Consider the following 22,380-nt stretch of genomic DNA (forward strand, 5'->3'; position numbering starts at 1 on the left):
CCACCAACCACCCATCCGTTAAATCCGCTACCAAATCCGCTGCCGAACCGCCCCCTACCAACCACCCATCCGTTACCCAATCCCTCACCAATAACCCACCAACCACCGACAACATCTACAATGCAATTCCTCGAACTCGTACTCAAAAACTTCGGCCCCTATGCAGGAATCCAAACCATCAACCTGCGCCCCGAAAAAGACGGAAATCCCTGCCCGGTTATCCTATTTGGAGGAATGAACGGCGGTGGAAAAACCACCCTCATGGACGGGATTCGCCTCGCCCTCTACGGCGGCCGCGCCCAATGTTCCACCAGAGGCAATTTAAGCTATAGCGATTTCCTCAATCAATCCATTAACCGCCACACTCCCCCATTGGAAGATACCCGCGTCGAACTAACCTTTGAACAAGTACAAGACGACCAACTAACTCAATTTAAAATTGTTAGATACTGGAAAAAATTCGATATTAAAGATAGCTTAAGCATTCTCATATATAGCGAAATTGTAAAAGACTGGTGGTCGGACAAAGCCATTACCAACACCTGGGACGAATACATCGAAACCCTTTTGCCAGTCGGAATATCCAACCTGTTTCTATTTGACGGCGAACAAGTAAAAGAACTAGCCGAACTCGAAACTCCGCCGGAGTTTGTCGTCGGCGCGATTAAATCTCTCCTAGGTTTAGAATTAGCAGAACGCCTCGCTGTCGATTTAGAAATATTAGCAGGCCGCAAGCGCAAAGAAATTGCTGGCAAAAAAGACTTGGCAGCTTTAGAAAAAATTGAACAAACTTTTCAGGAAATTACTGATAAGAAAGAGTTGGCGAATGAAAAAAAAGCCAGCTTGAAAAACGAATTAGAAAAAGCTCAAAAAAATCAGCAACAAGCATCAGACAAGTTTATTTATCAAGGCGGAAAAATTGCGGGCGATCGCAGTCAACTAGACACACAGCTAAACGACTACAGAAATCAAGCAGACAAAACCCGTCTAGCCATGATTGAATTGGCATCAAATACGCTACCGCTAGCGCTTATTTCACCCTTGCTAACCGCTGCAAAAACCCAAGCAGAAACCGAAGCCAACCAGCAGCAAGCAAAGATTGCCCAAAATGTTATCAAACAAAGAAGCGATCGCCTCCTCAACTATATCGCCGAAATCTCCTTAAATCCCCAACAGCTAGATAAAATCCAAGACTTCATCCGCCAAGAAGATCGAGAACTCGAACAGCAAGCCGGAACCGACAGCCCGCCCTGGATAGATGCCAACAACGACAACATCCAGCAACTACAAAATCTCCTGGGATACCAAATCAAAGCCCAGCAAAATCTCGCCGCCCAACAAATAGCAGAAATCACCCACATCGAAACAGAAATCGACTTTACAGACAGACAACTTGCTGTCGCAGCTTCCCCCGAAGCTTACGATAAACTAGAATCAGAGGTCAGGAATGCTCAAAAAGCAGTAGCAATCGCAGCAGCAGCCGTGGAATCAGCCGATCGCCGAATCGACGAACTAGACAAAGAATTAGCCAAGACCCAGAAACAACTAGAAAGCTACAGTAGCGAATACATCACCATCAGAAACAGCCAACACGCGATCGCTTCGATCGCGAAAGCGCAAAATACTCTCAAACTGTTCAAAGAAAAACTCACCCTCAAAAAACTCAACAAACTCGAAATAGAGATTACCGACTGTTTTCGCTACCTGTTGCACAAAACCGACCTCGTGCACAGAGTTGCGATCGACACTGACACATTTAGCCTTTCGATTTACGATCCAGAAGGCAAACCTGTGCCCAAACACAGACTTTCGGCCGGTGAAAAACAACTGCTGGCGATCGCCTTTTTGTGGGGATTGGCCAGAGTATCCGGGAGACAGTTACCAGTTGCGATCGACACTCCCCTCGGCCGCCTCGACTCATCTCACAGAAACAACCTAGTCGAACGGTATTTTCCCTCAGCTAGCCACCAAGTCATCCTGCTTTCTACCGACACGGAGATTAGCCAAACAGAATATGATAAGCTGCAAGAATTAGAGGCGATCGCCCACAGCTACCTCCTCAATTATGACTCGGCCAAACGCCAAACTACCGTCGAACCTGGTTATTTCTGGGCATGAACCGCAGATGAGGGCAGATGAACACGGATGAACGCAGATTGGATTTGATGGTTTTTGGTATAGTTTTGGATGTGGGATTTTTTTAACCGCAGATGAGGGCAGATGAACACGGATGAACGCAGATTGGAGTTGAATGAGATTACTGAAAAAATTATTGGGTGTGCTTTTAAAGTAGGAAATACTTTAGGTTGTGGATTTTTGGAGCAGGTTTATCAGAATTCTTTGGTTTATGAACTTCGTAAAACAGGAATGTTGGTCGAACCTCACTTTACAATTTATGTCCATTATGAAGATATAATCGTTGGCAAATTCATCCCAGATGTGTTAGTGGAAAGAGCCGTGCTTGTAGAACTAAAAGCTATTAAATCAATGGGTGAAAGAGAAATGGCACAGTGTCTCAATGCGATAAAAGCTACAAAACTCACCGTCTGCTTGCTCATTAATTTTGGCAATCCTAAAGTAGAAATTAAACGAATAGTCAATAACTTCTAAACGCCAGATACAATCTCATGCTATCATCTGCGTTAATCCGTGTTAATCTGCCCCCATCTGCGGTAACAAAAGTATCAACCTATGGAACCACCAGTCGATCGCATCTGCCTCTCTCAAACAGCCAAAGACCAACTATCTAAACTGAAACGATCGACTAAAATCGATCGGTGGAACGTCCTGTGCAGGTGGGGATTTTGCCGATCGCTCGCCGAACCCAGCATCCCATCCCCAGTACCGATTAAGAGCGACAGCAATGTCGAACTAAGCTGGGATGTTTTTGGTGGCGACATGGCGGATATCTTAATCATTGCGCTCAAGCAGCGGTGTTATCAAGATAATTTGGGTACGGAAAAAGAAACTCTCGCCAAGCAGTTTCGCCTACACTTGCATCGAGGTATTGGCTATTTAGCTGGCGATCCGAATATTAAGAAGATTGAAGATTTGGTGGCGATCGCGCTTTCGCCTGAGAAGTTGAGAAATTAAACGAACCGCGAAGGCGCGAAGGACGCGAAGGAAGTAAGAGAAGGGAAGAGAAAAAGTTTACAATTTATTCAGGAGTGCTATAACTTCCAATTGTTGGCTGTCGCGGCGGAGGATTTTATGGCAAATTACAAATTTTACCTGATAGAATAGGGGTTGGAAGGAAGTAGATGTTTGAAAGTAGTAGTTGAGGAGTTCCATGGAGCTATTGTTAAATTCGATGATTTCACAATAGGAACTTTCTTCTACTTCCAGTTACACTCAACTGTCACTTCCTGCGCTGACTCGCTCGCCCTCAACGCCCAAAACCCCCAAACCCTGACCAAATCAAACATTCTTCCGATCGCCCTCCCTGCATTCCCAAGTCTAAAAGCAGACAATTCAACAACTGTCAGCTACCCACTTGATAAATTTCCCCCCTCTTCCTTCTGACTAATGACTGCTGACTTCTTCCTTCAGTAACAGCGGGAAAAAATGCCCCACAGGCCCTTGACCTTCCCCAATATCTAAAGCATATTTCAGAGCAGTAGTAACATAATTTTTAGCCGATGTCACCGCTGTAAATAAATCTTTACCTAATGCTAGATTAGCAGCGATCGCAGCACTCAATGTGCAGCCAGTCCCGTGAGTATTCCCAGTATCAACCGTCTCAGTTTTCAACACATCCAACCGCGTACCGTCAAACCAAACATCAATTCCCCGCAAATCTCCCGCCATCCCGCCACCTTTGACTAAAACAGCTTTCGCGCCCGATCGATAAATCTCCTGCGCGGCCGATCGCATATCATCTAAAGAAACAATCTTTCTTGAACTCAAAATCTCAGCCTCAAAGCGATTCGGAGTTACCACAGCCGCCAAAGGAATCAAATTATCCCGCAAAAATGCGATCGCCCCGTCATCAATCAGTCGATCGCCCGATCGCGAAACCATCACCGGATCGACAACCAAATTCCCTATATTTAAATGCTGTACCTGCTCCGCCACCGCCACCATAATCTCCCGGTTTAGCAGCATCCCAGTCTTCGCAGCCTGCACCCCAATATCCCCAACCACCGCCTGGATTTGAGCAACCACAGCCTCCGCAGACAAAGCATCCACCCGCGTCACCCCTAAAGTATTTTGAGCTGTCACGCAAGTCAGAGCACTCGTACCGTGCACGCAGTGAAATGCAAACGTTCGCAAATCCGCCTGAATCCCGGCCCCGCCACCGCTATCAGATCCAGCCACAGTCAAAGCCACAGGAATTCTCGATTTAATCATATTTTTTGCAGCCGGAAAAAAACGCAAACAAACGCAGATAAATTCCATATTATCCGCGTTCATCCGTGTTCATCTGCCATCATCTGCGGTTCAAAATCCCCAACCAAATTAGCTATGATTAAAATTAATGTAAAGAATTATTGCAAACAACTGTGAAAATCACCCGCATCGACCTCAACTCCTGGATCTTCCACATCTCCGGCCAAACCATCTTAGTCGATCCCTGGCTAGTCGATCCCCTGGTATTTTACGGTCAACCTTGGCTGTTCACCGCCTACCACAATACGCCTGTCGCCTTTACCCCCAGTACCTTACCGCCGATCGATCTTATCCTAATTTCCCAAGGCTTAGACGACCACTGTCACAGACCAACACTCGAAAAACTCGATCGCACAATTCCCGCGATCGCCTCACCCACCGCCGCCAAAGTCCTCAGCAGTTTAGGCTACACAAATATCACATCTTTAGCAAATTGGCAAGAGTCTAAATTTAAAGAAATATTACAAATCACCGCCGTACCCGGAGCCGAAATCCAGCCAGGACAAGAAGAAAACGGTTATCTGCTCAAAGATTTAAACAGCGGCGAGACACTTTATTACGAACCACACCTACCGCCCTTAGAAAAAGTCAAACAGAAAATAGACACCGTAGACGTAGCCATCGCCCCCGTCATCGGTCAAATCTTCCCCTTCCTCGGACAAATCATCATCGGCCCTGCGGAAGCTCTGAAGCTTGCGCAAACCCTAAAACCTCGGTTTTTTGTACCTACAACCACAGGAGATATCCGAGCCACCGGTATTTTACCAATGTTCGTCAAGTCGATCGGCAGCATCCCCGAATTTCGCGATTTACTCGCCAATGCGGGACTATCTACCCAGCTACTCGAACCCGAACCCGGACAAACCCTAGAGATTTTAGATTTTAGATTTTAGATTTTAGATTTTTTATATTTTAGATAAATCTAAAATACCAAATCCCAGATCTCAATAGATTTTAGATTTTTCAGATTGGAGATTTATCGACAATCCACAATCCACAATCTAAAATCTAAAATCTAAAATCTAAAATTATTTGGTTGGGCGACGATTGCGCAAAAACTCAGGAATATCCAATCCGAAATCCTGCGGTTTCGTTTTCGCATCCTGCGGCTGTTGAGCAGGAGTCACCGGCACAGTCGCAGCCCGCCAAGGAGCATTAACATTTTGCGTGCGCGAAGCCTGAGACGATGAGATCATTTCCCCCGAAAAACCAGTAGCGATCACAGTAATCTTAATTTCGCCCTGAAGCCGCTCGTCAATCACGGCTCCAAAAATAATATTGGCATTCGGATCGACAACTTCGTAAATCGTCTCAGCCGCTGCGTTTACTTCATGCAGCGTCATATCTGTACCGCCCGTGATGTTAAACACTACACCTCTAGCGCCCTCGATCGATGAAGCCTCCAGCAAAGGCGAAGAAATCGCCTGCATCGCAGCCTCTCTAGCCCGCGATTTGCCCGATCCCACACCGATACCCATCAAAGCCGAACCCGCATCCGCCATTACAGCCCGCACGTCAGCAAAGTCAACATTCACCAAACCGGGAATCGTAATAATGTCAGAAATACCCTGAACCCCCTGGCGCAGGATATCGTCAGCAACTCGGAAAGCCTCTTGTACTGGCATTTGTTCCGAAATTACCGACAGCAGCTTGTCGTTAGGAATCACGATCAGCGTATCCACCCGGCTTTGCAAAGCCGCAATTCCTTCTTCAGCTTGGCTGGTGCGCCGCCGTCCCTCAAACGTGAAAGGCCGGGTTACTATACCCACAGTCAAAGCGCCCATTTCCTTAGCCACTTCCGCGACAATCGGAGCCGCGCCCGTGCCCGTACCGCCACCCATGCCGGCCGTGATAAACACCAAATCGGCGTGATTCAAAGCATTAGCAACTTCGTCGCGAGACTCTTCAGCAGCCTTTTGTCCGATCGCTGGATTGCCACCAGCACCCAAACCGCGCGTCAACTTTTGCCCGACTTGCAAGCGTTTCGGAGCATTTGAGAGCACCAGAGCTTGGGAATCGGTATTCACGCACCAAAACTCGACACCAGAAACCTCGCTAGCAATCATCCGGTTAACGGCATTGCCGCCACCACCGCCAACGCCAATTACTTTGATTTTGGCGGCACTGCTGGGCATTATGTCTTTGGGATTGACCATAGGATCGATATCAATACTATCTACATTTACATAACCAGACTTGCGTCTAAACGGATTGGCGGAATCTAAGGCCACCGGAAAATTTTTTACTTCTTCCGAAGGGGGACTGTCTTGGTCAGACCCCTGACTATTATTAAGGTTCATGAGAGTCTGGGATAGTAGATTACAGCTTTTTAACTAAACTAAACGCCAATTCACCATCAACTATAGGCTAATGTTGCGCGAAAAACTAACACTGGTCGAGGCTCAATGTTAGCAATCTCGGATGCAAAGCCGATGTTCCTCGCCCATAGCTTGCATACCCCCATTTAGGTGCTTGTGCAGAAGCTACTTCTGCGCAAGGCAAAATCAGAAAAATCGATAATAGCCCTTAACGCATCGGATCGAACCCAAAGTTATGATTTTTTTGCCGATGCAGATCGGTATCACAAAAGAGCCCTTATTTCCAGTCTCGCGTATTGATGCCCAGATGTAAAAATTCTGATTGTCGATCGTTGACTATACCTTCTCGCCCCCTTTGCCAGACACAGGCTCAATTCTGGGCCGGAGTTGGTGTGGGAGTTGAACTCTCCAAACTAGGAGGGGGTTCTGGCAAGTGGACGATCGGGGCAGCAGGATTTCTCAAGTCAATGTAGGCTATTTTGCTTGAATCTAGCTGTTTTGGCAATTGTCGCATTCGGTCTAAAACCTTAAGCTGCTCGCTAGTCTTGGAACTGTACGGCCCTAAGTGTACCGTACCGATTTCTGTTTTCAAGATCAAGTTATTTGGGTTTTGCCAATCTATCTCAAACACTTTCACAGTCAAGCCGCTGAGTCCTTGGTAAAACTTCGGCCACGAGGCTCGATACTGTTCCAAAGGCCCGATAACTTTTAAAGTTGGCAAAGAATGCTGGGACTCCTTTCCCTGAGCGCTGCCCGGTTCGATCGAACTCTTGTGCGATCGCACAGCAGCATAACTATCCGACGGCATCCAACCTCCGCGAGCATCCAGCCACCCCACCTTGTCCTTATCGCTAGATTTCAACACCGCAGTCGGCTGCGCCACTGCCACCGGCAGCCTTTCTGACACTTCTATCGTCAAAGAAGGCGGAAACAAGTTGCGAGTCACCTTCGCTTTGGCGATCGGCCCGGTTGACTCCAGCTTTTGGGCCAGGGCCTGCGGTTGAATTCCCCACAGCGACTGCGGGTAAGACAGCGGCACCAAAGAGCGCACCGCCTTATCCGACAGCCACTGATTACCCTCCACCTTCACTTGTTCCGATCGAGCAATCAACCAAGCCGGCTGTGCAATCCACCACAGCAAAAATGAGGCAATCGCGCTCGCTGCCAGCATTTGCCACAGCAGGGCCGCCGATCGAGCACGACGCTGCCGCCGCAACTCTTCGCGTCTGCGCCCTAACTCTGTTTGAGAAACCGCTCCAAAACTAGCCATCTACACTCTTGACAATTTAGTAAGGATTCGCAAAAATTTAAAACTCTTTCATCTCTCGAACGCAGACCCCTGCCCCATACCATTTAACCAGATCCCCGGGAAATTACCCAGACTCTGGCTAATATCCGTACAATCACTGATCTAGCTAGGTAATTAAAAATTCTTAATTTTTAATTCTCAATTCCCGTGCCGTCCGGTTGATTAGCAGATAGAGGTTGTTTGGGTATTTAGGGCATTACCCCACATGGCAAAGGGTGACAAATCAAACTAAACTCAACAAAAGAAAGTTTAGACTTTCGATTAACTTTTTAACTTTTATTCGGCTTCAATTGTGATCGCACTGGAATTAGACAGATTTTATAAAGCCTGCAACCCGAGCAAGACCCTTGTCGCGGGAGACCCAGGAGATTATCAATACTACATCGATTTTGGTTCCGTGCGGGGCGGCAAAATCATTGAATCTCTACAGCGAACCATCACCCGGATCTCCCCCAACGAGCCAACCTGTCAGCTATTTACAGGACATATCGGCTGCGGGAAATCTACCGAATTGTTTCGACTCAAAGCTGAGCTAGAGCAAGAGGGTTTTTGCGTCGTCTACTTTGAATCTTCCCAAGACTTAGACATGGGCGATGTAGATATCAGCGATATTTTGCTCAGCATTGCTCGCCAAGTCAGCGAAACTATGGAATCGGCAAGGATCAAACTCAGACCGAGCTATTTTACAAATCTGTTTGCAGAAGTGGCAGAATTTTTGCAGACTCCCATAGATTTATCAGCGGAAGCGGAGTTATCTATAGGAATTGCTAGAGTCACTGCTAAAACTAAAGATTCTCCCAAACTACGATCGCAACTCAGGCAATATCTCGAACCCCGCACCAACAGCATCTTGCAGTCGATCAACGAAGAACTCCTCGACAGAGCTAATGCCGAACTCAAGCAGCAAGGCAAAAAAGGACTCGCCGTGATCGTGGACAACCTCGATCGCCTCGACGCCTCCCTCAAGCCCAGCGGACGCACCCAGCCAGAGTACCTGTTTTTAGACCGCGGCGAACAGTTGAAAAAACTCAATTGTCACGTCGTCTACACGATTCCCCTGACTTTAATTTTTTCCAACGACTTCGGCCGTCTCGCCAGTCGCTTTGGAGTCAAACCCAAGGTGATGCCGATGGTACCGGTGCTCAGGCGTGAGGGCTGCGACCACATCGAAGGAATGGCACTGCTCCGCCAGTTAGTATTGGCTAGAGCTTTCCCCACAGTTGCTCCCGCTCAACGCATCGATTTGATTTCCAAAGTCTTTGACTCTCCCGAAACTTTAGACAGGCTCTGCCGGATTAGCGGCGGTCACGTTCGCAATCTACTGATGCTTTTGTATAGCTGTTTGCAGCACGAAGATCCCCCCTTCTCTCGCGAATGTCTTGAAAGCGTTATTCAAGAATATCGCGATGACCTTTTGGGAGCCATCAATGACACGGAATGGGAACTGCTGTTTCAAGTCGTCAACCGACAAAGTGTAACTGGCGAAGAAGAATCTCAAATCTTGTTGCGCAGTATGTTTGTTTTTGAATACCGGGATCAAGAAGGTCGCTGGTTTGGTATCAATCCAGCTTTAGCAGAAACCAAAAAATATCAGGAGTGGCATCAGCGCACTCACCAAAAATAGTTATAATTTTTGAGCTGGCGAGAGAGACTGTCACAACCCTTTGCTCCAGTGACGCCAGCAATTGTTTAACATTATTTCTGCAAAACAATGCAACGGTTGGCGAGTTCCTAACCAGGAGCTTATTAAGTCATTTTACCTGCTTTCATATCCATCAAAAATAGAAAATGTAAAGGGTATAACTTGTAATTTACTGCTCAAAATTCGGAACTACTACCATCTGTTCCACAAATCAGTTAGCGGTTTTTATCGTTGGCTGATTTTTGTTGAATGGTGGCTGCACGTCGCCAGTTTTGTCGTGGCGTCAGATTTGACACCAACCAGGACTTGCCCCAATCCCAACTCTCATATCTGCAATGCCAGACCCCCTACCTATTTCTCGTTTTATCTGTTGCTATTAGTCTCAAATAACCAATCTATAGCGACAAGTTAATTGGTTTTGTTTGCTAAATTAATGCTACATATATCCAAGTTGTTTGCTAACAGCGATTTTTGGATATTTTTCCTAAACTTGGCGGTGGGCTATTTATGACTTGTAGCCATTTATCTGTAACTGACAAAAAAATATCTAAGGCTGCCTTTAAGTTTTACAGCCAAGTTTCGCATTCTCTGAGATTGAGAGGTATGATGTGTTTAGATTAAACCTAATGACTGTGTAGGTATTCATAGGAGAAGTACAAAAAACTACGTATTCCTACAGATATAAAGCGCTGGACAGATACGAGTGTCTCTAAGTAGATACGGTTTCCGTCAGGCTCTGCGATCGTTAGGTAATAGATTTCTGCAAAAGGGGTGCACGCATGACGGATCTGCTTAAACTACAAGAAACTGCCAGCTACAACGAGCGATCGCTCAAAACTCTGCTACGCTCCATCACGATGTCTCAACAGCAATTTTCGCTAATTTTGGTGCGGTGCAACTACGAGCAGTTGCGGCAGCACATAGCGCAGCGCCTGCGAGAAATGTCCCCAGTTCCAATTCAAGATATCGTCCTGCCAGTTTCAGTCAAAACCCTCTACACTACTCTGCGGGCAAATACTTTAGCCAGCGGGTCTTTGCCTGTCGGTTCCGCCTCGGCTGTGATGGTATTCGGCTTAGAAACAGTAGTAGCGATCGACGAACTGATGGCCTCTACCAATCAAGTGCGAGACGAATTTCGCAAAAATTTTTCCTGCCCAGTCATTTTGTGGGTAACAGATGACATAGTAAATAAAATGATTCGTCTGGCTCCGGATTTCAAAAGTTGGGCCGCCGCCACAATAAAATTTGAAATGGCCGTTGACGAACTAATTAATTTCCTCACCCAACGGGCAGATACTATATTTAAAGTAGGGGAAGTCACCCAAGAACTAGGCAGCAGCACCGCTGGCACTAGACCCGCCTTTGCAACCGGAGAAACCGACTGGGACAAAGGCCCCGCGGCTGGGGAAATCAACCCCCCAGAGCCGTTTCTGAGCGTGAGTTCTCAACCCCAAAACGAACGAGTATCAGATGTCAGTTTTTATTCGCCTTTGAGCCCTGGCAATACCCTCGATTTGGCGATCGGCTCTTTGTCGCGCCGAGAACTAGAATTAGCTTTAAAAGATTTGCACAATCGGGGTCAAGAACTAGAACCAGCCCTCAAAGCCAGCCTGCAATTCGTTCTCGGTCGAGATTACTACGTCAGCGACCAAACCGAAACAGCCTTAATTCACTACCAAGAAAGCCTAGCATTTTGGCAGCAGCAAACTGGCAATTGGGAACTGGCAAACTGGGAATATTCCGAAAACCGATCGACTCTCTCATCCTCTTTGCCGAATCCTGTCCCCAACATCTTATTTTTAGAGAGAGAAGGCATTGTGCTGTTTCACATAGCTTTGTGTCACCGCCTGCAAGCAGCGCGCAATCCCGTAGCCAACCGCCACCACTGGGAACAAGCTTGGATTAGCTTGGAACAATCTAGAAATGCTTTCTCTCTTGCCGATCGCCCGGAATTGGTAGCTGAGGTGACAGCACACCTCGGACAAGTGCTACAGCGCCTGAAAGCTTGGGGAGAGTTACAAGCATTAGCTGAAAACTCTTTGCAGTTGCACTTCACCTACGGTACTCCCAGCCAACTAGCTCAAGATTACGGTTTTTTGGCAGAAGTTGCCCTGCAACAGTCGAGATGGAGTCAAGCCCGCCAGCTAGCGGAGTTGGCCTTGGCGATTTTGGATCAAACCCCTAACGATTTGAGATTGCTGATTGAAGATTTGAGATTGGGGTTTGCGGGCAATTATCCAGAATTTGTGGGTGCTAACGACTCGAGTAACGATCCCAAATCTAAAATCCAACATCCGAAATCCGATCGCAGTTCGTATCTGTTACTGTTAGCGAGAAGTTTGCGACAGTTGGGTCAGTGGGAAGCGGCGGTGCATTCTTTGGAGTTGGCTCAAATTCAAAGCGAGCCGAAGTACGATCCTCGACTTTACATTGATATTTTGACCGAACTGCAAACGGTTTATTTTGAGCAGGGAGAGTATCTCAAAGCTTTTCGGATTAAAAAAACCCAGCGCTCGATCGAGTATCAATACGGATTTAGAGCTTTTATCGGAGCTAGCCAATTGCAGCAGCAGAGACAAGCGGTGAATCCTTCGAGCCCGTCGGCTCAAAATCAAGCGGCGATCGCAGCGTCGATGACAGCTTACTCCCGCCAAAAAGATATCAATAAGTTGCTCGAAAGAATTAGCCGGGACGACCATAAATTAACTATTATTCACGGGCCCAGCGGAGTCGGGAAAAGTTCTTTAGTCAACGCCGGCTTAGTACCTGCTCTGAAAAATATTACTCCGGGCGCGCGGGATACCTTGCCCGTAGTAATCAAAGTCTACACCGACTGGCTGCTGGAATTAGAAAATGCTTTGAACGGCGCACTGTACGACAAACAAGCTGAAGAGGAAAGGAAATTAATCGCTAAAGGAGTACAGGAAATACACAAAAAAAGTTGCTCTGTTATCCCCGGTCGCAGCTCGGAAACTTCTTCTTTTATTATAGACCAATTGCGCGACAATGCCGAAAATAATTTGTTGACGGTGCTGATTTTCGATCAATTTGAAGAATTTTTCTTTGTCTCGACCTCAGTAGCACAAAGACAGATTTTTTATAACTTTTTGCGCTTATTTTTGAACCTGCCTTATGTCAAGGTAATTTTGTGCTTGCGCGAAGATTATTTGCACTACTTGCTCGACTGCGATCGCTTCCCCGACCTCGACGCCATTAACAATAATATTCTCGACAAAAGCATCCGCTACCAACTGCGGAGTTTTTCGCTCAAAGACGCGCGGGCTGTGATCGGACACTTGACGGAACGGGCGGAATATTATTTAGATCCGGCACTGATCGATGCCTTCGTAGCAGATTTAGCAGACGAACTGCAAGAAGTGCGACCGATCGAACTACAGGTGGTGGGAGCGCAACTGCAAGAAGAAGGTATTACCAGTCTATCGCAATACCAGCAATTGGGCGACAATCCCAAAGCAGAATTAGTCAAGCGATCGCTCGAAGGAGTCATCTCGGACTGCGGCTTGGTTAACGAAGACTCAGCCTGGAAAATTTTGTTTTCCCTGACAGATGAAAGAGGAGTGCGCCTGATTAAAACCAAACACGAACTCTCGTTAGTGACAGGTCAACAGCCGACAGATACCGCAGAAAATAAATTGTTGGCTGCCGGAAGCAGGAGCCAAATTGCCTTACAGCTAGAACTCGCAAAAGAGCCAGAAAGCGGACACAATAAAACCGACAGCCTCGACTTAATTTTAGACATTTTAGTCGGTCACGGTTTGCTATTTTTGCTGCGGGAAGCGCCGGAAGACCGCTATCAATTAGTACACGACTATTTAGTGCGACCGATCCGCCAAAGATTTGGCTTAGAAGCGAGACTGCACAAAGCAGAAGCCGACAAAAAGATGAGTCAAGCACAGCTCTACCGAGCTAATACTTTTCTCAAACAACTGCTGGGAGTAGCAGCGATCGGAGTCATGCTGCTCACCAGTTCCACCATCGCCGCCGTAAACTTTTGGTGGCGGGCAGTCGGTCAAAAACAACTAGCTGTGGCGCAAACTCAGCGAGCCGAAATCAGTACCTTAACCGCAGCTTCTGAAGCCCTTTATTTCTCAAACAACAAATTTGATGCCATGATGGAAAGTTTGAGAGCGGGTAAAAAGTGGAGACAGATCGAACACTCCCAGGAAATGCACACGCTCAAGGACACAGAAATTTTGATTTCTGCGGCCCTGCAACAGGCAGTTTATGGGGTGAAAGAACGCAACCGCTTGGAGGGACACGGCGATGTAGTTTGGGGTCTGAGTTTCAGTCCTGACGGTCAAACAATAGCTTCTGCCAGTGTAGATAAAACCGTCAAACTTTGGGGGCGCGACGGCACAATGCTGGCAACGTTTAAAGGTCACACTAACAGCGTCTCCTGTGTCGCATTCAGTCCCGACAATAAAACGATCGCCTCGGCAAGTTTAGATAAAACTGTCAAACTTTGGAAAACTGACGGTACGCTGCTGAGAGATTTGACAGGTCACACTAACAGTGTTACGAGCGTTACTTTTAGTCCCGACGGTCAAACGATCGCCAGTGCGTCTAGAGACCAAACAGTTAAACTGTGGAAAAGTGACGGTACGCTGCTGAGAACGATCGAACAAGTAGCTCCGGTAAATTGGCTCAGCTTCAGCCGCGACGGCAAAATCGTCGCTGTCGCCAGCGATGATGGTAGTGTAAAACTGTGGAGTTATGACGGAAGGTTAATCGCGACTCTGTGGCATAGCGAAAACAAAAAACCGTTGAAAGTGTACGGCCTGAGTTTCTCTCCCGACGGTGAAACCATCGCTACTGCTGGAGAAGATACGACGGTAAAAATCTGGAGCATCGCTGCACTCAAACACCCAGAAACCCAAAAATCAATACGGGCTAACGGCGAATTGCTAGCAACATTGCGCGGTCACACTAAGTGGGTATTTGGTGTGAGTTTCTCTCCCGACGGACAAACACTGGCTTCTGGAGGTGCAGACGGAACTGTCAAACTTTGGAGTCTGGCTAATGTTGGTGACAAACGCCCGACGGATGCTAGCAATATTAAACCAGAAAGCCGCTTGTTGAGAACTTTTGAAGGACACGCCGATCGAGTTACTCAGGTAAGTTTTAGCCCCGACGGTAAAACCTTGGCTTCAGCAAGTTTTGACAAAACACTCAGGCTGTGGCGGCTCGATGATGTGCCGCTCAAAACCCTCGACGGACACCAAAACCGGGTGCAAAGCGTTACTTTCAGCCCTGACGGCCAGCTACTGGCTTCTGCTTCTACCGACAAAACTATCAAACTCTGGAGCCGCACGGGACTTTTGCTCGAAACCTTGGAAGCACACACTCAAAGAGTCTCTAGCGTCAGTTTCAGTCCCGACGGGCAGCTACTGGCTTCTGCGAGTTATGACAAAACGGTGAAAGTCTGGAATCTCAAAGAAGATCGGAGGCTGAATAATATTCTGCCTTGTCCTTCGGCTCCGCTGTTCCCCTGTTCGCCTTCTGTGTTGTTTACTCTAGAAGGCCACGCCGACAGCGTGATGAGCGTTAGTTTTAGCCCCGACAGCGAGACAATCGCTTCGGCGAGCAAGGATAAAACCCTGAAACTCTGGACGAAAAACGGCAGGTTGATTAAGACTTTGACGGGACATAAAGGCTGGGTGACTGGGGTGACATTCAGTCCTGATGGAGAAATGCTGGCTTCTGCGAGCGATGACGGTACTGTCAAACTCTGGAATCGGGACGGTGTTTTGCTGAGGACTTTTGAAGGGGCTCACAACAGTTTTGTGTTGGGGGTGGCTTTTAGTCCTGATGGCAAAATGCTGGCTTCGGCTGGTTACGACAATTCGGTGAAACTGTGGAAGGTTGATGGGACTTTGGTGGCGACTCTGCTGAAGGGTTCTAGCGATAGTGTGACTAGCGTGAGTTTTAGCCCGGATGGTTTGTTGGTGGCTTCGGGTAGTTACGATCACAAGGTGAAACTGTGGAGCCGTAGCGGGACGTTGCTGAAAACTTTGACTGGTCACAAGGATAGTGTGATGAGCGTGAGTTTTAGCCCGGATGGGAAGGTTCTGGCTTCTTCTGGGCGGGACAATCGGGTGATTTTGTGGAATTTGGATCTTGATGATTTGCTGGTGAGGGGCTGCGACTGGGTGGGGGATTATCTCAGAACTAATCCTAATGTGAGCGATCGCGATCGGCGTCTCTGTGACGGGGTGGCGGCAAAACCTCCATTTTAGGTAATGGGGAATGCGGAATGGGGAATAGGGAATGGGTTCAGCGAAAAAATCTCTTTTATGAGAGAGAGTCGGCGGTTGAAAACCGATACTACACAAACGATGTCCGCCGGACGGCGACTAAGAAATCAAGGAATATTCCAGCCTGGGTTTGGTATCAAAATTCAAAACTCAAAACTATTTCCCCCTTCCCCTTGCTCTCGGCTTCCTGTAAAGTAAATAATTGTAAAGAAATATGAGTTTTCTCTTATCCTCTGGTTAAGACCGCCAGCTAACATTCACAATTAAGACCCGAATTAGAAGTTCCTATGTCACAGCTTTTCCCGCGCAAATTTCTTGCCTCTGCTGCCGCCTTTTTTCTGGCTTTGTCGGTGTGGACGATCGCACCGGCGGCCCATGCTTTCAACAATCCCGATTTGTTGCCCCAAGTTCAGACGCCGATCATTGATTTAGCTAAAGCCCTCACGGATATTGAGGAAGAGGGTTTGGCAAAAAATTTAAATGCTTTTGAAGCCGAAACCGGCTGGAAGCTGCGAGTGCTGACTCAGTACGATCGCACGCCCGGTTTGGCTGTAAAAAGTTATTGGGGCTTAGACAATAAAAGTGTGTTGCTAGTTGCTGACCCGCGCGGTGGCAATTTGCTGAATTTTAATGTGGGCGACGCGCTGTATCCGCTGCTGCCGCGAACTTTTTGGGTGGAACTGCAAACCCGCTATGGCAATCAGTTTTTTGTGCGGGACAATGGCGAAGATCGATCGATCATTGAATCTTTGGAGTCGATAGAAGGCTGTTTGCGTCAGGGTGGATGCCGCGTGGTTCCAGGTTTGCCTAGGGAACAGTGGGTGCTGACTTTAATTACGTCGGTGCTTGGCGGTGTGATCTGCGGGTTTGCCGCTCAGCCTCGGAAACCGGGACAGGGTGTGGCTTGGCAGTGGGCGCTGATTTTTTCGCCGCTGTGGGGGATTCTGTTTTTGGCTTTCGGACTTGGGCCTGTGGTGACTCGGACTTCGGACTGGCTACCTGTGGCTCGAAATGTGGCCGGTTTTGCGATCGGGGCTTTGGTGGCATTCCTGACTCCGGTTTTGGGTAAGTCTCCTTCTGAAGAAACTTAGTTTTTTTAAGAGTCATTAGTCATTAGTCATCAGTCATCAGTCATCAGTCATCAGTCAACCCTTCTCTTTCGCAAGCTGTCAACTGTCAACTGTCAACTGTCAACTGTCATCAGTGTGACTCTTAGAAACCGGGTTTTTTACGGAATCTAGGCCACAACTAAGTTAACTCGTGAAAAACCCGGTTTCTAGGCCCGGCACCCAAGTCCAAAGAAACCGGGTTTTTTGGACTTGGGTGCGCTGCGCAACCAAGTTAACTCAAAAAAGAAAAACCCGGTTTCTGCCCGCGTGGGCGAGTCTGGAGATGATGTGTCCGCTACCAAAAGTGTCCAAAAATCGGCTCTTGAGCAATAACTAATGACTGATGACTAATGACTAATCACTAAAAGCTGGTAAGCTAATACCTAACAATTCACAGGCGACAGCTATCCAACAAATGGAATGGCACGTAAGCGATGCCCAGAGTCTGGGATTAATCGATAACGAAATTGGCGACCACGGTTTTTCTGCGGCGGAGTACGAAATAGTCCGCCGTGTGATCTATGCGACTGCTGATTTTGAGTACAAGTCTTTAATTAGTTTTTCCGATCAGGCTTTGCAAGCCGGGGCGGCGGCTTTGGCTGCTCGAACTACGATCGTGGTAGATGTGCCGATGGTGCAGGTGGGCATTACGCCGCTGATCCAGAGCACCTTTGCGAATCCGGTTTACTGTTCGATGGATGCTTTGACACGCCCTCAAAAGGAACGAACTCGGGCGGCTTGGGGGATTGAAACTTTGGCAAGACGCTATCCTGAAGGGATTTTTGTGGTTGGCCAGGCTCAAACTTCTTTGTCGGTGCTGGTGGATTTGATTGAATCGGAGGAAATTCGGCCGGCTTTGGTTATTGGTACGCCTTCTGGGTTTGTGGGGGTTGACGTGGCTAAGTCGCGGCTGCACGATTCGATGGTTCCTCATATTCGGATTGAGGGGCGCAAGGGTTCGGCGGTGGTGGCTGTGGCGATTGTTAACGGTTTGGTGGATTTGGCTTGGCAGGCTTACGGCCAAGAGGGCAACAGTTTATGAGCTTTGCTATCTAAATAGGAGCGGATACTAATTTTCCTGTCATCTGTCAGCGCAAATGTAGCCGTTGCTTGATTTTTGGTAGGATTTGCTTGATTTTGGCGATCGCCCATACCGACATCCACACGCCAAATCCCGCACTGAGGCTAATCAGCAGCACGAGTATAAATGACGGGATTTCGATGTTGCTTAATGGGAAGTAAAATTTGCGATCGGGCGGGTCTTGTTTGATCAAATAAGGAGCTACGCTGGCTACTATGCCGACAAATCCTAAAGCTGAGCCTACTATTTGAATGGTTGCTTGTAATTCTGCATCGCGATAGGCTTCTTCGATCGCCACTACGCCCCTAATTGCTTCCATCGCCTTGTCTAAGGCAACCGTACCGTGTTTGTAGTAACCTAGGTCAGCTTTGATTTGTTTGGTAAATTGGGGGCAAGTCTCTTGGCTGAATAATTCTAGGAAGCTCAAGTCATAATAATTTTTGCCATCCCTATCATTATAAATTTTCCTAGATTTGATGTCAAGACTTATTTGATTTAATTTATTTTTGTAATTTTGGGCGTTAATGGCGATCGTATTTTGCCTAAATTCCAAATCAATCAGCAACCGGGTATACTTGAGGGCGCGGGGAGGCATCTCAATTGTCTGACGTGCGAGATGTTGCAAGTCATCTTCATTTAAACCGGTACCCTTCAATTGTTGCTGCTGGGCTGCGTCGTGTTGCAAATACTCAAAAGTGCCGTCGATATCCTGTTCAATTTTTGCGTATTCCTGGCGGATTTCCGAGTAATAGGCGCGACTTTCTTTGTAAGCAAGGATGACTTTGTTGCGGTACAAGCATAAATCTAAAAAATCGGGGTAGTAGATATCCCAGATGTCACTCGTTGTTTGACTGTTGAAAAACCAAATCAAAATCTGTCCGAATTTATCTGGGTAATTGGGATGGCCGTATTCCAGAATTGGGCTGCCGAATAATTCGCCTTGACGGTAAAATTCTGGGAAATCTTCACCGGCAATAAAGGATTTTAGACAGAGTTGACCTAAATTTTTGATATAATTGGGATCTTGTTGGGCTGCTGCTTTTTGTGCTGCGGTTAGCCAAGCTGTTAGCAGGAGAGTTTGAGGGAAATAACTGTTAACTGAATTTGGCAGCAAGCAGTTATCGGGATTAAAATGTTGGAAGATGCTAATATCGACATCAGGTGTTTCTGTGCCGTTAGTTTTTTCGGGAACTTTCAGGTTAAATCCTAAGGCGTAACTGTCATCAATCCGCAACGGTTGGGCAAATCCGGTGAGGAAAATCTGCTGGTTGTCGTGTTTAATTTCTTTAGCTAAAAACAGGGAGTTCCGATTGTTGACAGCTTGTTTGACAATTAGATTGGCGCGGCGGCCTGGTGGTTGTGCGGTTATGTATAAGTTGGTATCATTAAATTCGGCATTAATGTGGAGTTTTTCTTGCAGGATTTCGTTGCACTTGAACCAGAGGTGTTGGGGATTTGAGGTTGGTGGTAGGGCTGGTTGTTGGGGATTTGTAGGGGAATTTGAGCCTGATGATAGGGTATCCCAGGCGTGGAAGGCGAATAAATGAACGTTTGGGGCGTGTACTTGGTTATTTGGATTCATTATTGGTATCGGCAATCTTTTTCTGTTCGAGTTTTTGAATTTCTTCGTAAGCTTTCATAATCATCTCAGGTGCTCTTTTCGTAAGATTTGCGAACGGTTCTAGTGTACTGTGAAGGGGTTGACCGGGATCGGAGATTTCTCGCAACTCATTTCTTAATGCTTCTCCTAAATCGCCATGCTTAGTGCACCAATCTTTCATGGCATCACCAATGGCGGATTGATTGTCTGCTAATGTGGTTATTTTTTTTGCCAAGTTAGGTAAGTCTTTCAAGGCTTCTGACTCTAATTGAAAGATTTCTGGAGATTCTATCAGCAAAGTCATAAAAGCAATAAGGTTTCTGTCGGGGATCATAAATAATTCTCCGTTAATACAATGTGGGATTGGTAATCAGAGGTTGGTGGGGATGGGAATCAAAGATGGTGCATCCGCAAGCAAATATATCCGTAGGGGCGAAGCATGACCGCAGAAAATATGGGATTATAACTAATAAATTATATACGGTCATGCTTCGCCCTCTTCAAAAACTCATATCGATAATTTAACAGCGACGCACCTGATTTGCAATAAGCTTTGCATAATATTTAAATTTAAAATTCGGTGGTGCATCCGCAAGCAAATATATCTGTAGGGGCGAAGCATGACCGCAGAAAATATGAGATTATAACTAATAACTTATATACGGTCATGCTTCGCCCTCTTCAAAAACCAGATGCACCCAGCCGTCTCTACGATATATGGTAAGACAATTATACATCAAGAATACGGATTCGTAGGGTGCGGATTCACGAAAAATCCCTAACTCATATCGATAATTTAACAGCGACGCACCTGATTTGCAATAAGCTTTGCATAATATTTAAATTTAAAATTCGGTGGTGCATCCGCAAGCAAATATATCTGTAGGGGCGAAGCATGACCGCAGAAAATATGAGATTATAACTAATAACTTATATACGGTCATGCTTCTTCAGGCTTCAAACTCGAAAACTCGATGTTTTTTGGGGATTATTCGTGAATCCGCACCCTACGATTTATAATATCGGTGCAGTGTTATGAAGGTGCGTCGCTACTCGAAAACTCGATATTTTTTAGGGATTATTCGTGCGACATACCCTAGGATTTCTAATATCCTGTAGCGCAGAATGCTGCCCAATATTGCGGTTTGCGGAAAGGCGGTTTATTGCTGGTGTCAAAACTTAACCACTCTTTGGCTTTTTCTATTGAATTTTCATCTAATTTTAATGATTCAATCCAAACCATGAAATCCTCGCGGGTGACGGCGCGCATCCAGTTTTGGGTGGCGTTTAAGGCGACGGCTACTGATTTTTGTGATTGCAATTTTTGGTAAAATTTGATCGTGAATATGGCTGTCGCAAAATCATCGACTTTCCATAATGTGCTGACTACATTCATACTTCCTGCATACAAGAAGCCGCTGGGTAAACCGATGTACTCATCTGTCATTGCTGTTGAGTCGGTTAACCCGGTTTCGCAGGCGGAAAGTGTCACGAGGCTACACTGGGGTAATTCTAAATTGCTGAATATTTCTCCCAAGGTTAGGCATTTTTCGGGGATGACTATTTTGCCGCTTCGCATTGTGACATTGCGCTGTTTTTTGACTCCATTCTCTTCAAGCCCCGGTTGGGAGGGGTTAATTTCTGAGGGAATTTCGATGGAACCGGCTAGGGCTAGTAGGGATAGCAGGGGATTGGCAAAGTTGAATACTCCGTGGCAGGAAAAGTGAATGTAGCTGGCGTTGGAGAGGTTTTTGGCATTTTCGGTGAGGGCGATTTTGGTGGCTTGGTTTTTGATTAAGATGTCGTGGAGATTGAATCTTTGTTTGATGGTTTCTACTTCCATGTCGGCGTTGGTTAAGTCTTCGGTGGGATTTTGAATTGCAAATAATGGTTGCAATTCGGGGGCGGGGGTTTTGCGGGTTTTGCTGCGGTTTTTGACGATTTCTAGTAGTTGCAAGCTGGGGGCGTATTTTACTCCGTTGGGGAAGCAGTCTAGGAGGTATTTTGTAGGGGCGGTTTCTTTGGGTTCGTCTTTGGAGGTGAATGGTAGGGCGTGGAGGGGGAATAAATGTAGGTAGCGGTGGGGGATGAGGATTAGTCGATCGCAATTATCCGGTATTTCGGCGACTATTTCGTTGAGGCGCAGGATTTGGGAGAGTTTTTGCAGTTTGTTGGGGAGGGTTTGTTGCCAGATTATGTTGGTTTTTTTGTTGCGGTATTTTTTGAGATATTCGTCTTTCCAGGTTTCTAATTCGGTGGTTTGGCTGGCGGTGATTTGTATGGTATCTATTTTGTTGCGGGTGATGATGAAGACTGATCCGCCCCAGCCGTCATTCTGAGTGGGGGAGTTGGAGTTGTTGGGGTTTTCTTGGGGGGAGTTGGAGTTGTTGGAGTTGCCGATGTACCATTCTACAATGGCGGTTTTTGGATCTAATGTTTGCTGAAATTCGGCGATGTTTAGGGGTTGGACTTTCTGGGTTAGCTGGAATTCTGGTTCTTGCTGTTTGAAGGGTTCGAGGAATTGGGCTAGTTGCTGCAATGCTGTTGCTAAGTTGTCTGTTTGTTGTTGTTGCGATTCGGGGGTGAGGGTGCGGGTTTGAGCTGTGCGCTGCGTGTCGGAGTCTTGGGGAACCCCCCCCAGCCCCCCCTTGGTAAGG

Annotated in this window: 15 protein-coding genes; 9 read left to right on the forward strand and 6 right to left on the reverse strand. The window is 46.9% G+C overall.

Translation table 11 applies throughout. From position 1 onward, the window contains the following. Positions 1 to 120 precede the first annotated feature (120 nt). The 4 genes from dndD (at position 121) to QT974_RS04710 (ending at position 3,522) form a co-directional block, all read left to right on the forward strand. Complete coding sequence (gene dndD, locus QT974_RS04695; RefSeq protein WP_333467373.1) at positions 121 to 2,118, forward strand: DNA sulfur modification protein DndD; 1,998 nt, start codon at positions 121 to 123, stop codon at positions 2,116 to 2,118. 102 nt (positions 2,119 to 2,220) lie between these two features. Next, a complete protein-coding gene (locus tag QT974_RS04700; RefSeq protein WP_333467360.1) occupies positions 2,221 to 2,610 on the forward strand; it encodes a GxxExxY protein in 390 nt (129 codons plus the stop codon). A gap of 81 nt (positions 2,611 to 2,691) precedes the next feature. Further along, positions 2,692 to 3,093, forward strand: coding sequence for a DNA sulfur modification protein DndE (dndE, locus tag QT974_RS04705; RefSeq protein WP_333467361.1), 402 nt, complete (start codon positions 2,692 to 2,694; stop codon positions 3,091 to 3,093). A gap of 171 nt (positions 3,094 to 3,264) precedes the next feature. After that, entirely contained in the window at positions 3,265 to 3,522 is a 258-nt protein-coding gene (locus tag QT974_RS04710; protein WP_333467362.1) for a hypothetical protein, read from the forward strand. Here QT974_RS04710 and thiD read toward each other — a convergent pair whose 3' ends face one another. After that, complete coding sequence (gene thiD, locus QT974_RS04715) at positions 3,523 to 4,350, reverse strand: bifunctional hydroxymethylpyrimidine kinase/phosphomethylpyrimidine kinase (protein WP_333467374.1); 828 nt, start codon at positions 4,348 to 4,350, stop codon at positions 3,523 to 3,525. Between the two features lie 152 nt (positions 4,351 to 4,502). Here thiD and QT974_RS04720 point away from each other — a divergent pair, with 152 nt between their 5' ends. Next, on the forward strand, positions 4,503 to 5,282 hold the full coding sequence (locus QT974_RS04720; RefSeq protein ID WP_333467363.1) for an MBL fold metallo-hydrolase: 780 nt from the start codon (positions 4,503 to 4,505) through the stop codon (positions 5,280 to 5,282). A gap of 135 nt (positions 5,283 to 5,417) precedes the next feature. Here the strand turns inward: QT974_RS04720 and ftsZ are convergent, their stop codons facing one another. Next, complete coding sequence (ftsZ, locus tag QT974_RS04725) at positions 5,418 to 6,689, reverse strand: cell division protein FtsZ (RefSeq protein WP_333467364.1); 1,272 nt, start codon at positions 6,687 to 6,689, stop codon at positions 5,418 to 5,420. 388 nt (positions 6,690 to 7,077) lie between these two features. Then, positions 7,078 to 7,977: a cell division protein FtsQ/DivIB gene (locus QT974_RS04730; RefSeq protein WP_333467365.1), complete on the reverse strand. Its 900-nt coding sequence runs from the start codon at positions 7,975 to 7,977 to the stop codon at positions 7,078 to 7,080. Positions 7,978 to 8,308: 331 nt separating this feature from the next. Between QT974_RS04730 and QT974_RS04735 the strand changes: the two genes are divergently transcribed. The 4 genes from QT974_RS04735 to QT974_RS04750 all read left to right on the forward strand — a co-directional run bounded on the left by QT974_RS04735 (position 8,309) and on the right by QT974_RS04750 (position 18,084). Then, positions 8,309 to 9,640, forward strand: coding sequence for an ATP-binding protein (locus tag QT974_RS04735; protein WP_333467366.1), 1,332 nt, complete (start codon positions 8,309 to 8,311; stop codon positions 9,638 to 9,640). A gap of 797 nt (positions 9,641 to 10,437) precedes the next feature. Beyond that, complete coding sequence (locus tag QT974_RS04740) at positions 10,438 to 15,915, forward strand: nSTAND1 domain-containing NTPase (RefSeq protein ID WP_333467367.1); 5,478 nt, start codon at positions 10,438 to 10,440, stop codon at positions 15,913 to 15,915. 305 nt (positions 15,916 to 16,220) lie between these two features. Beyond that, the gene (locus QT974_RS04745; RefSeq protein ID WP_333467368.1) at positions 16,221 to 17,024 is read left to right on the forward strand and encodes a TPM domain-containing protein; all 804 of its coding nucleotides are present in this window, start codon (positions 16,221 to 16,223) and stop codon (positions 17,022 to 17,024) included. Between the two features lie 433 nt (positions 17,025 to 17,457). Next, entirely contained in the window at positions 17,458 to 18,084 is a 627-nt protein-coding gene (locus QT974_RS04750) for a precorrin-8X methylmutase (protein ID WP_333467369.1), read from the forward strand. 46 nt (positions 18,085 to 18,130) lie between these two features. Here the strand turns inward: QT974_RS04750 and QT974_RS04755 are convergent, their stop codons facing one another. The 3 genes from QT974_RS04755 to QT974_RS04765 all read right to left on the reverse strand — a co-directional run. Further along, a complete protein-coding gene (locus tag QT974_RS04755; protein WP_333467370.1) occupies positions 18,131 to 19,705 on the reverse strand; it encodes a hypothetical protein in 1,575 nt (524 codons plus the stop codon). After that, complete coding sequence (locus tag QT974_RS04760) at positions 19,692 to 20,057, reverse strand: hypothetical protein (protein WP_333467371.1); 366 nt, start codon at positions 20,055 to 20,057, stop codon at positions 19,692 to 19,694. Before QT974_RS04760 ends, QT974_RS04755 begins: the two co-directional genes overlap by 14 nt. A 771-nt stretch (positions 20,058 to 20,828) precedes the next feature. Continuing rightward, the coding region (locus QT974_RS04765; RefSeq protein WP_333467372.1) for a CHAT domain-containing protein at positions 20,829 to 22,380 on the reverse strand (1,552 nt) is incomplete at its 5' end.

Source organism: Microcoleus sp. BM001215392 (genome assembly GCF_036700185.1).
Taxonomy (GTDB): Bacteria; Cyanobacteriota; Cyanobacteriia; order Cyanobacteriales; family Microcoleaceae; genus Microcoleus.